General features: G+C 68.9%; 12 protein-coding genes. All 12 read right to left on the bottom strand.

Annotated elements, in window-relative coordinates:
• Nucleotides 1-42 precede the first annotated feature (42 nt).
• Genes VT85_RS25605 through VT85_RS25550 form a run of 12 tightly spaced genes read right to left on the bottom strand, consistent with a single transcriptional unit; the run spans nt 43 to nt 12,814 of the window.
• Nucleotides 43-387 (bottom strand): cytochrome C oxidase subunit IV family protein, encoded by a 345-nt coding sequence (locus VT85_RS25605; protein ID WP_068422812.1) that lies wholly within the window; start codon nt 385-387, stop codon nt 43-45.
• Between the two features lie 16 nt (nt 388-403).
• On the bottom strand, nt 404-1,135 hold the full coding sequence (locus tag VT85_RS25600) for a cytochrome c oxidase subunit 3 (RefSeq protein WP_231871553.1): 732 nt from the start codon (nt 1,133-1,135) through the stop codon (nt 404-406).
• The gene (gene ctaD, locus VT85_RS25595) at nt 1,107-2,765 is read right to left on the bottom strand and encodes a cytochrome c oxidase subunit I (RefSeq protein ID WP_082859064.1); all 1,659 of its coding nucleotides are present in this window, start codon (nt 2,763-2,765) and stop codon (nt 1,107-1,109) included. Before ctaD ends, VT85_RS25600 begins: the two co-directional genes overlap by 29 nt.
• On the bottom strand, nt 2,762-3,712 hold the full coding sequence (coxB, locus tag VT85_RS25590) for a cytochrome c oxidase subunit II (protein WP_068422805.1): 951 nt from the start codon (nt 3,710-3,712) through the stop codon (nt 2,762-2,764). Before coxB ends, ctaD begins: the two co-directional genes overlap by 4 nt.
• Before the next feature lie 19 nt (nt 3,713-3,731).
• A complete protein-coding gene (locus VT85_RS25585) occupies nt 3,732-4,652 on the bottom strand; it encodes an SCO family protein (RefSeq protein ID WP_068422803.1) in 921 nt (306 codons plus the stop codon).
• Entirely contained in the window at nt 4,649-5,218 is a 570-nt protein-coding gene (locus VT85_RS25580; protein WP_068422800.1) for a hypothetical protein, read from the bottom strand. The genes VT85_RS25585 and VT85_RS25580 overlap by 4 nt, the downstream gene beginning before the upstream one ends.
• Nucleotides 5,215-6,459, bottom strand: a complete 1,245-nt coding sequence (locus VT85_RS25575) for a hypothetical protein (protein WP_068422795.1) — start codon at nt 6,457-6,459, stop codon at nt 5,215-5,217. The genes VT85_RS25580 and VT85_RS25575 overlap by 4 nt, the downstream gene beginning before the upstream one ends.
• On the bottom strand, nt 6,456-7,094 hold the full coding sequence (locus VT85_RS25570) for a c-type cytochrome (protein WP_068422792.1): 639 nt from the start codon (nt 7,092-7,094) through the stop codon (nt 6,456-6,458). Before VT85_RS25570 ends, VT85_RS25575 begins: the two co-directional genes overlap by 4 nt.
• Nucleotides 7,095-7,142: 48 nt before the next feature.
• A complete protein-coding gene (locus VT85_RS25565; RefSeq protein ID WP_068422789.1) occupies nt 7,143-7,700 on the bottom strand; it encodes a DUF3341 domain-containing protein in 558 nt (185 codons plus the stop codon).
• Nucleotides 7,697-9,121: an NrfD/PsrC family molybdoenzyme membrane anchor subunit gene (gene nrfD, locus VT85_RS25560; RefSeq protein WP_068422786.1), complete on the bottom strand. Its 1,425-nt coding sequence runs from the start codon at nt 9,119-9,121 to the stop codon at nt 7,697-7,699. The genes VT85_RS25565 and nrfD overlap by 4 nt, the downstream gene beginning before the upstream one ends.
• Nucleotides 9,114-12,158: a TAT-variant-translocated molybdopterin oxidoreductase gene (locus VT85_RS25555; protein ID WP_082859062.1), complete on the bottom strand. Its 3,045-nt coding sequence runs from the start codon at nt 12,156-12,158 to the stop codon at nt 9,114-9,116. Before VT85_RS25555 ends, nrfD begins: the two co-directional genes overlap by 8 nt.
• On the bottom strand, nt 12,155-12,814 hold the full coding sequence (locus tag VT85_RS25550) for a cytochrome c3 family protein (protein ID WP_068422783.1): 660 nt from the start codon (nt 12,812-12,814) through the stop codon (nt 12,155-12,157). Before VT85_RS25550 ends, VT85_RS25555 begins: the two co-directional genes overlap by 4 nt.
• Between the last annotated feature and the right edge of the window lie 514 nt (nt 12,815-13,328).

Here is a 13,328-nt window from a genome sequence, read left to right as displayed (position 1 = left end):
CGGCGCCGGTTCGAGTCGGCGGAGGGGCGGGGGCTCCCGGCGTCACTTGCCGGGGATGTCCAGCCAGCCGCGGCCGGCGTAGTCGGCCACGAGGAAGGCGAGGAACAGGGCCAGCCAGAGGAGGGAGCCGGACGCCACGGCCCAGGTCAGCGGGGCGCTGTAGTAGACGTGCATGAAGAACAGCACGATCAGGACGGCCTTGACCATGGCGATCGCCATGGCGATGGGCAAGGCGACGGCGCCCAGGTCCATGAAGTGGACCCCCACCGTCGCCGCCAGCAGCACCATCAGCACCACGTAGATGGTGACGTACGTCTTGACGGCGATGACGTGGTGCGCCTGGTGGTGGGAGTCCGCGGTCTGGTGCAATTGCGAGGTCTGCTGCATGGGTAGGGTCCGCCTGTCAGCCGATCAGATAGAGCAACGGGTAGAGGAACACCCAGACCACGTCCACGAAGTGCCAGTAGAGGCCCAGGGCCTCGATCTGGGTGTGGCCGTACCCGGAGAACCACCGGATCTTCGCGAGCACGGCGAAGATCAGAACCGCCGCGATGCCGACGATCATGTGGAAGGCATGGACGCCGGTCATGAAGAAGTAGAAGACGAACATCATCTGGAAGCGGCCGAGGTTGTGGCGGTAGACCTCATGGTTCACCTGGCCGTCGGGACCCTTGCTCGCCTCCAGCATCTCCTCGGCGTCGTGGCCGGGGACCACGAAGTGGGGGCCGGGGAACAGGTGGTGGTCGATCTCCTTCTTGTACTCCGTGGCCTTGACGCCCAGGAACGCGGAGCCGAGGACGGCGGTGGCGATGAGGTAGCGGACGATGCCGCGGTTGTCACGGACCTGGCTGCAGCGGACGGCGAACGCCATGGTGAGGCTGCTGGTCAGCAGCACCAGGGTGTTGAAGAAGCCGACCCAGAGGTCCATGTGCCGGCTGGCCAGCTCGAACGCCACCGGGGACAGGCCCCGGTAGACGGCGTAGGAGACGATCAGGCCGCTGAAGAACATCACCTCGCTGCCCAGGAAGAACCACATGCCCAGGTTGGAGGACAGGTGCTGCTGTTCCAGGTCGTCGAAGTGGGACGAGAGGATCTGCCTCCCCTCGTCAGGCATGGTGGACGTGCTGGCTTGCATATTCCCGTTCCGCCTCCTCGGGCGAGTACATGTAGGGTCCGCAGGTCACGAGGACCGGCTCGTGGAAGTTGTGGGTCGTCGGCGGGGACTCGATCTGCCATTCCAGGCCGGTCGCGCCCCAGGGGTTCGGGCCGGCGTCGCGGGGCCGCCGCAGCGACATCCCGAGGTAGAACAGCGGCAGCAGGAAGCCGACCGCGAGGATCGACGCCCCGGCCGTGGACATGACGTTCAGCACCTGGAACTCCGGGCGGTACTCGAAGTAGCGCCGGGGCATGCCCAGGTAGCCCAGCAGGAACTGGGGGAAGAACGTCAGGTTGAAGCCGACGAACACCAGCAGGGCGGAGAGCTTGCCCCAGATTTCGGAGTACATCCGGCCGGAGATCTTGGGCCACCAGAAGTGGATGCCGCCCAGGTAGGCCATCGTGGTGCCGCCCACCATGATGTAGTGGAAGTGGGCCACGATGAAGTAGGTGTCGTGGACGTGGACGTCGATCGCCAGCGAGGCGACCATCAGCCCGGTGAGGCCGCCGATGGTGAACAGGCCGATGAAGCCCAGGGCGTAGAGCATCGGCGTGTCGAACCGGAGCGAACCCTTGTAGAGGGTGGCGGTCCAGTTGAACACCTTGATGGCCGACGGGATGGCGACCAGGAAGCTGAGGATCGAGAAGACGGCCCCGGCGTACATCGACTGGCCGGAGACGAACATGTGGTGGCCCCACACCAGGAAGCCGAAGATCGCGATGGCCACGCTGGCGAAGGCGATGAACCGGTATCCGAAGATCGGCCGGCGGCTGAAGCAGGGGATGATCTCGCTGACCACGGCGAAGCCGGGCAGGACCATGATGTACACGGCCGGGTGCGAGTAGAACCAGAACAGGTGCTGGAAGAGGATCGGGTCGCCGCCCAGCCGGGGGTCGAAGATGCCGAAGCCGAAGAACCGCTCCAGCGCCACCAAAATCACCGAGATCGCCAGCACGGGCGTCCCCAGCACCATGATCAGGGCCGTGGCGTACTGCGACCAGACGAACAGCGGCAGCCGGAACCAGGTCATCCCCGGGGCCCGCATCGTGTGCACCGTGACGATGAAGTTGAGCCCGGTGAGGATCGACGAGAAGCCGGTGATGAACACCGCCACCGCCGCCGTCACCACCATCGTGTTCGAGTACATCGTGCTGAACGGCGTGTAGAACGTCCAGCCGGTGTCGACGCCGCCGTGGATGAGGATCCAGATCCCCATCACGCCGCCGATGATGTAGACGTACCAGCTCAGCAGGTTGATCTTGGGGAACGCCAGGTCGCGGGCCCCGATCATCAGCGGGATCAGGAAGTTCCCCAGCACCGCCGGGATCGACGGCACCAGGAAGAAGAAGATCATGATCACGCCGTGCATCGTGAACATGCGGTTGTACGTGTCGGGCGTGGAGAAGACGTCCCCCTTGGGGGTCATCAGCTCCAGGCGCATCAGTCCGGCGATCACCCCTCCCACCAGGAAGAAGAGGGTGACGGAGATCAGGTAGAGGATGCCGACCCGCTTGTGGTCGGTCGTCAGGAGCCACGACGCGACCGAGGTGTCCGACAGGTAGTCTGTCGGCGGCCCGTCGTCGTGGCGGGCGTGCGCCGCGGCGTTCATTGACTGGTCTCCCGATTGGCGATGGACTTGATGTAGGCGATGATCTTGAGCAGGTCGGGCTCGCTGATCTGGTCCTTGAACGACGGCATGATCGCCTCGTAGCCGGCGACCACCTCGTTCTTGGGGAGCAGGATCGAGTCGCGGATGTAGCGGTCGTCGGCGGTCACGAACCGGACGTCCTTGCCCTCCTGGATCGGCACCGGACGGCCGTAGACCCCCTCGAGCTTCGGCGCGTGGACCGTCTGGCTGTCGCGGTGGCAGCCGGCGCAGTGGTGCTGGACGAACAGCCGCTCGCCCTCCTCGGCCTGCGACGGCCCGACCCCCTTCTCGGAGAGCCACGCCTCATAGTCGGCCGGCTCCATCACGAAGACCTTGCCGATCATGATCGAGTGGTTGGTCCCGCAGTACTCGGCGCAGAACAGGTTGTACTCGCCGACCTTCGTCGGCTCGAACCAGAGCGACGTGTAGCGCCCGGGCAGGACGTCCTGCTTGATCCGGAAGTCCGGGATGTAGAAGCTGTGGATGACGTCCTGGGAGGTCATGTTCAGCTTCATCGGCCGGCCCAGCGGGACGTGCAGCTCGTTGGTCTCCGACCGGCCCTGGGGGTGCTGGATGTACCACATCCACTGCTTGCCCACGACGTCGATCTGTGCCGCGTCCGCCGGCGGCGAGAAGAGGTCGAAGAAGATCCTCGTCGACCAGGCGTACATCACCAGGGAGAGGGCCATCGGCACCGCGATCCAGACCACCTCCATGGAGAGGCTGTGGGTCGGCGGGTTGCTGCGGTCCGCCGCCTTGCCCCGCCGATAGCGCACGGCGAAGCCCAGGATCAGGATGCAGATGAGCATCGTGAAGAAGACGAGGACGCCGATCTCGAACAGCATCAGGGCGTCGACCTTCGCTGCGTTGGTCGACGCCTGGCTCGGAAACAGGGGGAAGTCCCACATGTGAATGAATACCTTGGTTTCAGGTCCCAGGGCCGTCGACGGCCGTCGGCGCCGCGTCGGCGTCCCGGGGGAGGTCCCCGTCCCCGGCCCGCTCGCGGCGCTCGCGCCGGAGCATCAGGAAGAGATAAAGTCCCAACGACAGCGCGGTGAGAGTCCCGAAGGCGCGGAGGACCCGGACGATCGAGAGCGTGAACTTGCCGGTCGCCATGTCGTAGTCGTAGCAGAGCAGGAGCAACGAGGCGATCCGCGAGCCGACCCGGCCCTCGGCCGCGCGGCGGACGGCGGCGTCGACCTCCTTGGGGGGGTAGTCGATGCCGAAGAAGTATTGCGCCGGCTGGCCCCCCGGCGTGAGCACCACGATCCCGGCGGCGTGGGCGAACTGCTTGGTCGCCGGGTCCTGGACGTACGCGAAGCCGACCGACTCGCAGAGCGCCTCGATCGACTCCTTGGGGCCGGTCAGGAACCTCCAGCCCGCCTCGGAGCCGGGGCGGTCGTAGCGCTCGAGGTAGCCCGCCTTCTTCGCCGCCGCCGACTCCGGCGTGTCCTCCGGGTCGATGCTCACGGCGACGACGTCGAAGTCCACGCCGGCCTGCAACGGCAGCGGCTTGAGCGTGCGCGTCAGACCCGCCAGCACCTGGTTGCAGAGCAGCGGGCAGCGGTGGAAGACCAGGGCGAGGACCACCGGGCGGCGGCCGAAGCACGCCGCCAGCGGGGTCTCGCGGCCTTCCTCGTCCCGGAAGATCGCATTCAGCGGGACCTGGCCCCCGAGCTTCTGCTCGAACTTCACCTTGGACGCCGCGGTCGCGAGCGACTCCGGGTCCGAGATCGTCGCCGGCGGCGTGCCCAGCGGCACCGCCTCGTCGGCGACGGCCGTCGCCGAAGTCGGCAGCGCGAACATGAGGGCGATCGCCGGCAGAAGGCGGGGGATGAGGTTGTTCATGGATTCGGCCCTGGGCTGGGAGCGGGCGCCGCCTCGGCCTTGGGGGCCTCGACGGGCGGCTCCACGGGATTCGACGGGTCGCCGACCTTCACCGGGTTCGACGAGCCCTGCCGGGGGTGGAACGGGTCCATCTTGCCGACCTTCGGGAGCCCCTTCTCCGCCAGGATGGCGATGGCCCGCTCGATCGGGATGTGCGCGGTCTTCGCCTGCCGGTCGTTCCAGCCGTACGAGTCCAGGCGGGCCCTGGCCTCGTCGAGGATCACGCGCGTCTCCTTGGCCGGGTCGTCCTGGAGCAGCGGCGCGGGGGGCGGCGGGGGCGAGGCGAACCGCAGGGAGAGGCGGCTCTCCTGCGTCGCGTCCTCGACCCGGACGAAGTAGTCCATGCCCAGCTTCACCACGTAGAACGTCGCCCCGCAGAGCGCGATCAGGATGAACGTGTTGACCAGGACCCCCTTGAGGTCGAGGTCCGTGTTCTCGTGCAGCTCCTTCAGCTCGCGGGCCGGCTTGTACCGGCCCTGGGGCGTCATGTCCCCTTCCAGGCGGCTGGGATCGATCTCGTCGCTCATAGGACGGCGCCTCCGTTGTGCTGATGCGCGGCCTCGAGGGCCAGGGCGTCGAGGATCCGGGGGTCGCGGAGCGGGACCAGCGGGGCCGACCGCAGGCGGCCGACGAAGCCGATCATCCAGACGCCGCCGATCCCGGCCAGGGCGGCCAGGAGCCAGGGGAGGCTCGCCCAGGGGAAGCCGGTCTCGCCGGGCTTGGCGTAGCCGGGGAGGATCAGCCAGGCCAGGTCGACCACCCGCATAACCACCAGCCACGAGGCGATCGGCAGCACCCAGCTCGCGTCACGCTTGTGCTCGCGCCGGAGCAGGGCCAGGAACGGCGCGAAGAACCCGAAGAAAATCAGGCCCAGGGCGACCGCCCCCCAGACCCCCTCGATCCGCCGCAGGTACCAGATCACCTCTTCCGGCAAGTTGCCCAGCCAGATGATCAGGAACTGCGAGATCGACATGTAGGCCCAGAGCATCGTGAACGCCAGCAGCAGGTTGCCGATGTCGTTGAGCCGGCCCGCGCTCAGGGCCGACCTGACCGGCTGGTGCCCGGCGATCCGGATCGTGAAGACGGTCAGGAAGGCCAGGGTCGACAGGATCATGCCGACGATGTACATGGCCCCGTAGATGGTCGAGTACCAGTCGGGGTCGCGGGACATCCCCCAGTCGAACGCCGCGAACGACGCCGAGAGGAACATCAGCACGAGCGCCGGGCCGGCGACCGCGGTCAGCCGTCGCGACGGCGCGAGGCTCTCGCTGCGGTCCTGCTGGCGGGACCAGGCGTTGACCAGGTAGGCCGCGACGGCCCAGAGCGCGAAGTAGATCGCGGCGCGGGTCGCGAAGAACGACGGGTAGAGGAAGATGGCGGCCTTCTGGGCGACCATCGGGTTCGCCTTGCGGACCCCCTCGTCGGCCCAGGGGAAGGCGTAGGGGAGGCCCAGCAGGATCGGCACGAACAGGACGGCCATCGGGACGACCATCGCGCCGGCGGCCTCGAACGGCCGCCGCAGCGGCAGCGCCCAGCCCCCGCCCACCAGCCGGTGGAGGAAGCAGAGGCCGATCGAGGCGACCGACAGGCCGGCCCAGAACAGGAAGGCGGTCAGGTACGCGGGGTAGAACGACCGGGGGAAGGCCAGGCCGCCCACCAGGCACGCGACCAGGCCGGCGACGGCGGCGACCACGGCGCGGGAGCGGATGGCGTCGAACTGGGCTTCGAGGTCGGGGCCGGCCGGGGCGTCAGCGGTTCCGATGCTCATTTGGCGGCCTCCTCGAGCCGGCTCTGGTCTTCCTGGGGCAGCTCGGCGGCCTTGGCGTCCTGGCTGAGCTGGAGCGCCCGGATGTAGGCGGCGATCGCCCAGCGGTCCTGGGGCGCGACCCGGGCGGCGAACGAGTACATGGCGCCGTGGCCGTGGGTGATGACCTGGAAGAAGTGCCCCAGCGGGGCGTCCACCAGGCGCTGCTCGGTGTATTTCGGCGGCGGCGTGAACCCCCGCTGGACGATCACGCCCCGGCCGTCGCCGGTCGGGCTGTGGCAGGGGGCGCAGAACACGTCGTAGCGCTGGCGGCCGCGCTCGAGCACGGCGCGGTCGACCGGGAACGGGGCCGTCCGGGACGGCAGGCCGTCCCGCAGGCCGGTCAGCAGCAGCTCGCGGTCCTCGACGGCCGGCAGGTTCCGCACGTCGTCGCGGGGGACCGTGCCGACCACCAGCGGGCGGGACGAGGCCCCGTCCGCGAACAGCGGGCTGGCCTCGTACGCCTCGTACCGGGGCTGATCGTACATGTCGGTGCAGCCCGGCGCGACGGCCAGCAGCGCGGCGAGGGCTCCGGCGAGCCGTCGCCGCCGGCGGGCCGGGGCGGGCCGGACGCGGGCGGTGAGGGTGTTGGGTCGCATCGTGGGCGGGTCTGATCCCATGGGACCGGCGGGTCCGGTTCGGTTCGGTCAGTAGGGTACGACGGAGACCGAGCGGGGGCCGCAGGTCTCCAGGAACGCCAGGGTCTCTTCGGGGTCGAACAGCGGATCCCGGGACTGGATGCAGAGGAAGAACCGGTCGTCCGACGCCAGGCCGAACGTGGGCGCGTTGAAGACCGGGTGGTACAGCTTCGGCAGGCCGTTGTAGAAGAGCATGCCGAAGACCGCGGCGAAGGCCCCCCCCAGCACCGTCGTCTCGAAGGTGATGGGGATGAACGCCGGCCAGCTGTAGAGCGGCTTGCCGGCGATGTTGTGGGGGTAGTAGTACATCGCCGACCAGCATTGCATCAGGAACCCGCCCAGGCCCCCCAGCAGGGCCCCCGCGAACACCGTCGCGGGGACCTTGTTGCGGTGGTAGCCCAGGGCGTGGTCCAGGCCTTCCACCGGGAACGGCGTGTAGGCTTCCATCTGCCGGAACCCGCGCTCGAAGGCGCCGCGGGTCACCTCGACCAGTCGGTCGGGGTCGTCGAACTCGGCCATCAGGCCGTAGACCTCGGGGGTCGCGGGGACGTCGTGCGGGCCGCTCATCGATGGTCTCCGTGCGATTCGGCCACGGCGGCGCCGCGCGCGGCGTGCTCGTGGTGCTTCTCGTGCACCAGCTCCCGCATCTCGGCGATGGCGATCGCCGGCAGCAAGCGGACGAACAGGAACAGCAGGAACGAGAACAGGCCGATGGTCCCCAGGAAGGTCGCCACGTCCCAGATCGTCGGGCTGTAGTTCGCCCACGACGAGGGCAGGAAGTCCTGGCTCAGGCTCGTGACCACGATCACGTACCGCTCCAGCCACATCCCGATGTTGACGAAGATCGAGATCACCCAGAGCACCACCGGGTTGCGGCGGATCGCCGGGATCCAGAGGAGCTGGGGGATCCCCACGTTGCAGAGGATCATGCAGCGGTAGGCGTTCGTGTAGGTCCCGAACGGCCGCGCGCTGAGGAGCAGGAACTCCTCGTACGGGTTGCCGCTGTACCAGGCGATGAAGAACTCCATCGCGTAGCCGTAGCCCACGATCATGCCGGTCGCCAGCATGATCTTGGCCATGTTGTCCAGGTGGCGGTCGGTGATGAAGTCCTGCAGGCCGTACCAGGCCCGCAGGGGGATCATCAGCGTGACCACCATCGCGAAGCCCGAGAAGATGGCCCCGGCCACGAAGTAGGGGGGGAAGATCGTCGCGTGCCAGCCCGGGATCACCGAGGCCGCGAAGTCGAGCGACACCACCGTGTGCACCGAGACGACCAGCGGGGTCGACATCGCCGCCAGCAGCATGTACGCGCTCTTGTACCGCGCCCAGTGCCGCGCCGAGCCCCGCCAGCCCAGGGCCAGCGAGCCGTAAATCATGGCGATCCAGCGCTTCTTGGCCCGGTCGCGGAGCGTCGCCAGGTCGGGGATCAGACCCACATACCAGAACAACGCCGAGACCGTGGCGTAGGTCGAGACCGCGAACACGTCCCACACCAGGGGGCTCCGCCATTGGGGCAAGAGCGCCATGGTGCTGGGGTAGGGCATCATCCAGAAGAACTTCCAGGGCCGGCCCATGTGCAAGAGCGGGAAGACCCCCGCGCAGGCCACGGCGAACAACGTCATGGCCTCGGCGAACCGGTTGATCGAGGTCCGCCACTGCTGCTTCAGCAGCAGCAGGATGGCCGAGATCAGGGTTCCGGCGTGGCCGATGCCGACCCACCAGACGAAGTTGATGATCGCCCAGCCCCACATGACCGGGGCGTTGACGCCCCAGATGCCGACGCCGCGGAACAGCAGGTAGGAGACCGCCGCCCCGAACAGCATCAGCAGCGAGGTCGCGATCCCCATGCCGACCGCCCAGCGCCAGTCGAGCGCCCGGACCAGGACGACGTCGCTGATCGTGGACGTGACCGACCCGTAGGTGTGCCCCGGAGCCAGGACGGGGGGGAGGGGGGCTCCCCGCCCGTCTTCGTGATGGGTGTCAGCCATGTCGCGGCTCCTCGTGGGCCTCGGCCCCGTGGGTCAGCTTGGTCAGGTAGGTGGTCCGCGGCTTCGTCCCCAGCTCCTCGAGCAGGGCGTAGTTGCGGGGCGAATTCCGGAGCTTGGAAACCGAGCTCTCGGGGTCGAGCAGGTTGCCGAAGACGATGGCCCGGGTGGGGCAGGCGGCCTGGCAGGCCGTCGCCACCTCGTCGCCGCCGACCTTGCGGTGCTCCACCTTGGCGTTCTGCCTCGCCTCGTTGATCCGCTGGACGCAGTAGGTGCACTTCTCCATCACGCCTCGCATCCGGACCGTGACGTCGGGATTGCGGAGCAGCTGGAGGCTGGGGGTCGTGTTGTCGGTGTATTCCAGGAAGTTGAACCGACGCACCTTGTACGGGCAGTTGTTGCCGCAGTACCGGGTCCCCACGCAGCGGTTGTAGGTCATCTCGTTGAGGCCCTCGTCGCTGTGCGTCGTCGCCTCGACCGGGCAGACGAGCTCGCAGGGGGCCTTCTCGCAGTGCATGCACGGGACCGGCTGGAAGTGGGTCGCCGGGTTGGCCTCGTCGTCCCCCTCGTAGTAGCGGTCGACGCGGATCCAGTGCATCTCGCGGGAGTTGAGGACCTGGTCCTTGCCCACGATCGGGATGTTGTTCTCGGACTGGCAGGCGATCGTGCAGGAGCCGCAGCCGATGCAGCGGTTGAGGTCGATCGCCATCCCCCAGGCGTAATCCTCGCTCTGCGGCACCGGCGGGTCGGGGTAGAGGCTGCCGTCGGGGTGGGGGTGGTGGCCGTGGCCCTCGCCGGGGTGCTTGTACTCCGCGAAGGTCGTGACCTTGACGGGCTCGCGGCCCTCGGTGCGGTGGTGGTGCTGGGTGATCGCCAGCGGGATCCGCTTGGTCGTCGCCGTGAGCTTCAGGCCGACGGCGGCCCAGGGGGCGTCGGACCGCCGCAGGCGGTAGGCGTCGAAGCCGATGCCGTTGCCGACCCGGCCGGCGCGGGCGCGGCCGTAGCCCAGGTGCACGGTCACCGTGTCCTCGGCCTGGCCGGGGGTGATCAGGACCGGGGCCTCGACGATCGAGCTGCGGAACTCCAGCAGGACGACCTGCTGGTCCTCGAGCCCCAGCCGCTTGGCCAGGGCCGGGCTCACCAGCGCGGCGTTGTCCCAGGTCAGGGTGGTCAGGGGCTTCGGAAGCTCCTGGAGCCAGCCGTTGTTGGCGTACCGGCCGTCCCAGATGGTCGGGTCGGGCCGGAAGACGATTTCCAGTTCGTCGGCCGCGAGGACCGCGGGGCCGGGCCACTGGACCTTGTCGAGCTTGGCGGCGGTCGGCGTCTCGGCGGCCTTCTCGGCCGGGGCCGGGAGGTCGACGACGCCGTCGCGGAGCGCCTTGCGCCAGGTCTGTTCGAAGGTCTCGGCCGGGAGCCGGGTCCGCCAGTAGCTGCGGACGAGTTCCTGGCCGGGGACGCCGACCTCGCCCAGCAACGCCGCGAGGACGTCGGACGCGGATCGGCCCTGGTAGAGCGGCTCGATGAGCGGCTGCTGGAGGCTGCACGTCCCGTCGGCGGAGCGGACGTCGCCCCAGGCCTCCAGGAAGTGGGCCTCGGGGATGTGCCAGTGGCTGATGGCCCCGGTCTCGTCGTTGTGGAGGCCGAGGTGGATCAGCGCCGTGAGCTTCGGGTTCTGGAGGACGTCGCCCATCTTGAGGTCGGACGGGGCCTCGTAGACTGGGTTGGCGCCCAGCACGAACAGGGTGTCGACGGCGCCGGATTCGATGTCGCGGGCGAGTTCGACGAGGGACGCGGTCTGGTCGACCGGGGCCAGCTCGGCGGGGGGGGCGAGGGTCAGGGTCTCGCCGATCGCCCCCAGGGCGGCGTTGACGGCCAGGGCCAGGGCGTGGGCCTCGGCGGGCTGGCCGTCGCCGACGACGACCAGGGCCTTCCCCTTCGCCGCTTCGAGCTCGGCGGCCAGGGCGACGATCGCGGCGGCGTGGGGCTCGATCCGCTTGCCGTCCAGCTCGGGCGCGCCCTCGACCTTGAGCGCCCTGGCGAGCGCCGCGAGGACGAGGAGGACGTCGGCCGAGGCGACCGGCGTGCGGCGGTCGGCCGCGACGCCGGTGAGGGTGGGCGTGGGCTCGAAGGCGTAGAGCCGCAGCGGGGACTCGCCGTCGGGATCGCGGCGGTCGGCGAACGCGCGGGCGTGGCGGAGGCCGGCGGGGCCGCGGCCGAGCAGGTCGGCGTCGAGCGCGACGACGACGTCGGCCTTCTCCAGGTGGTAGCCGACCTCGAACGCCGAGCCCAGGGCCAGCTCCGCCCCCTTGCGGGAGGCGTCGCGGTTGACCGGCTCGTAGCTGTGCCACTTGGCCTCGGGCATCAGCTCGCGGAGGCGGCGGATCTGGTCGAGCTCCGTGGGGGAGGCGACCGAGCGGGTGAGGAGCCGCAGGCCCCGGCCCCGTTCGGCCTTCTTCCGCTCGCGAAGGTCGATGGCGAAGCGGAGGAACCGCTCCCAGGTGTCGACGCGGCCGTCGTGGACGACGACCTGCGAACGGTCGGGATCGTAGAGGTTGAGGACCTCGGCCTGGGCGAAGATGTCGGTCGCGCCCCGGCTGGTCGGATGCGAGGGGTTCCCCTCGATCTTGGTCGGCCGCCCCATCTGGCTCTCGACCAGGAGGCCGACGCCGTCGCCGCCGAACGAGGAGGCGGTGGCGAAGAAGAGGGGCTTGCCCGGGACGATCAGCTCGGGCTGTTCGACGTACGGGACGATCTTCTCGAGCGGCTGGACGCCGCAGCCGGTGACGCCGGCGAGGGCGAACGAGGCGCCCATCAGCGTCAGGAACTTGCGGCGGCTGGAATCGTCCAGGCCGAAGATCGCGGCCTGGGCCCGCGCGGCGGCGGTCCGGGCCTGCTCGCTGAACGCGCCGTCGTCGGCCAGCTCGGAGAGGCTGCGCCAGTAGCGCGGGCCGGTGGAGCCGGCCTCGGGGGCCGCGGCGCCGCGCATCAGCTCGGTCAGGGTCAAGGGCTTGTCGAGGTCGGCGACTTGCGGTTTCATCATCGGTGACAAATCGAGCAGTTCGTCAACTGGCCGACCTCCACATGGTTCATCGTGTTCGTCTCGCGGGCCGCTTCCAGCCCGCTGCCCTCCGGGGGCGTCCAGTCCATCGCGAACACCTCGTCCGTCGGGCGGAGGCGAGGCTCGGGGTTGCGATGGCAGTCGAGGCACCATTCCATCGTCAGCGGCTTCTCCCGCCAGGCCAGCGGCATCAGGTCGACGCGGCCGTGGCATTCGACGCAGCCGACCCCCTTCTGGACGTGTACCCCGTGGTGGAAGTACACGAAGTCGGGGAGGTCGTGGACCCGCGTCCAGGCCAGGGGCTTCTGCTCCTTGAGGCTGGCGCGGACCGGCTCCAGCAGGGGGCTGCCGGACCAGATCTGGGAGTGACACGTCATGCACGTGTGGGTCGGGGGCATTCCGGCCGAGGCCGCCGTCTCCACCGATGAGTGGCAGAAGCGGCAGTCGATCCCCAGTCCCTTGACGTGGTGCTCGTGCGAAAACTGCACGGGCTGCTCGCGGACCACGCCGACCTGGGTCTGGTACGGGGATCGAACCAGCAGGAACATCAGCCCCAGCAGGGCTCCCGGCCCGGCCACGAGGCTGAATAAGACCACGCGCGAGAGCGTGTTGGCACTCGGGTGGAAGACCTGGGGCATCGCTCGTCTCTCTAGGGTTTACTAACGAAATCGATTTGAGGGAATCAACCTATACGATGAGCTAACCCTCTTGCAACCTGATAAGCTCGCGAGGCTGCGGCTTGTATTACGCCGCGGCGTCGAGTTACGCTCCGGCTTCCCGGCGGGATCTCAGGGCCCAGGACGCGGGTCGGGACCGTCGCGAGGGCCGCGGGGCGGGAGGGGGAGCATGGACGACCGAGGGAGGATCCGCGCCGGTCTCGGCGGTCGCCGTCTGATCGTCGGGGCGTTCATTCTGACGTGGGCCTTCGGATCCGGAAACGTCGTCGCCGAGACCGCTTCGAACGGCTCTCCTGACGACGCGAACCCCGGGCCGACTTCCCTCGCGGAGGCTGGTGAACAAGGTACATTCAATGTTGGGATCGCCCGGGGGACCGTGACTCGGACGTTCGAGCCGGCCGCCGGCGGCGAAGTGTCGTGGTTGGAGTATACGATCAGTTCCGACGCGACTGTAGGGGTCTTTGCGAAAGAATTT

This window comes from Planctomyces sp. SH-PL62 (assembly GCF_001610895.1).
Lineage (GTDB): Bacteria > Planctomycetota > Planctomycetia > Isosphaerales > Isosphaeraceae > Paludisphaera.
The sequence above is the reverse complement of the archived record's forward strand: the minus strand, read 5'-3'. Positions and strand labels throughout refer to the sequence as shown.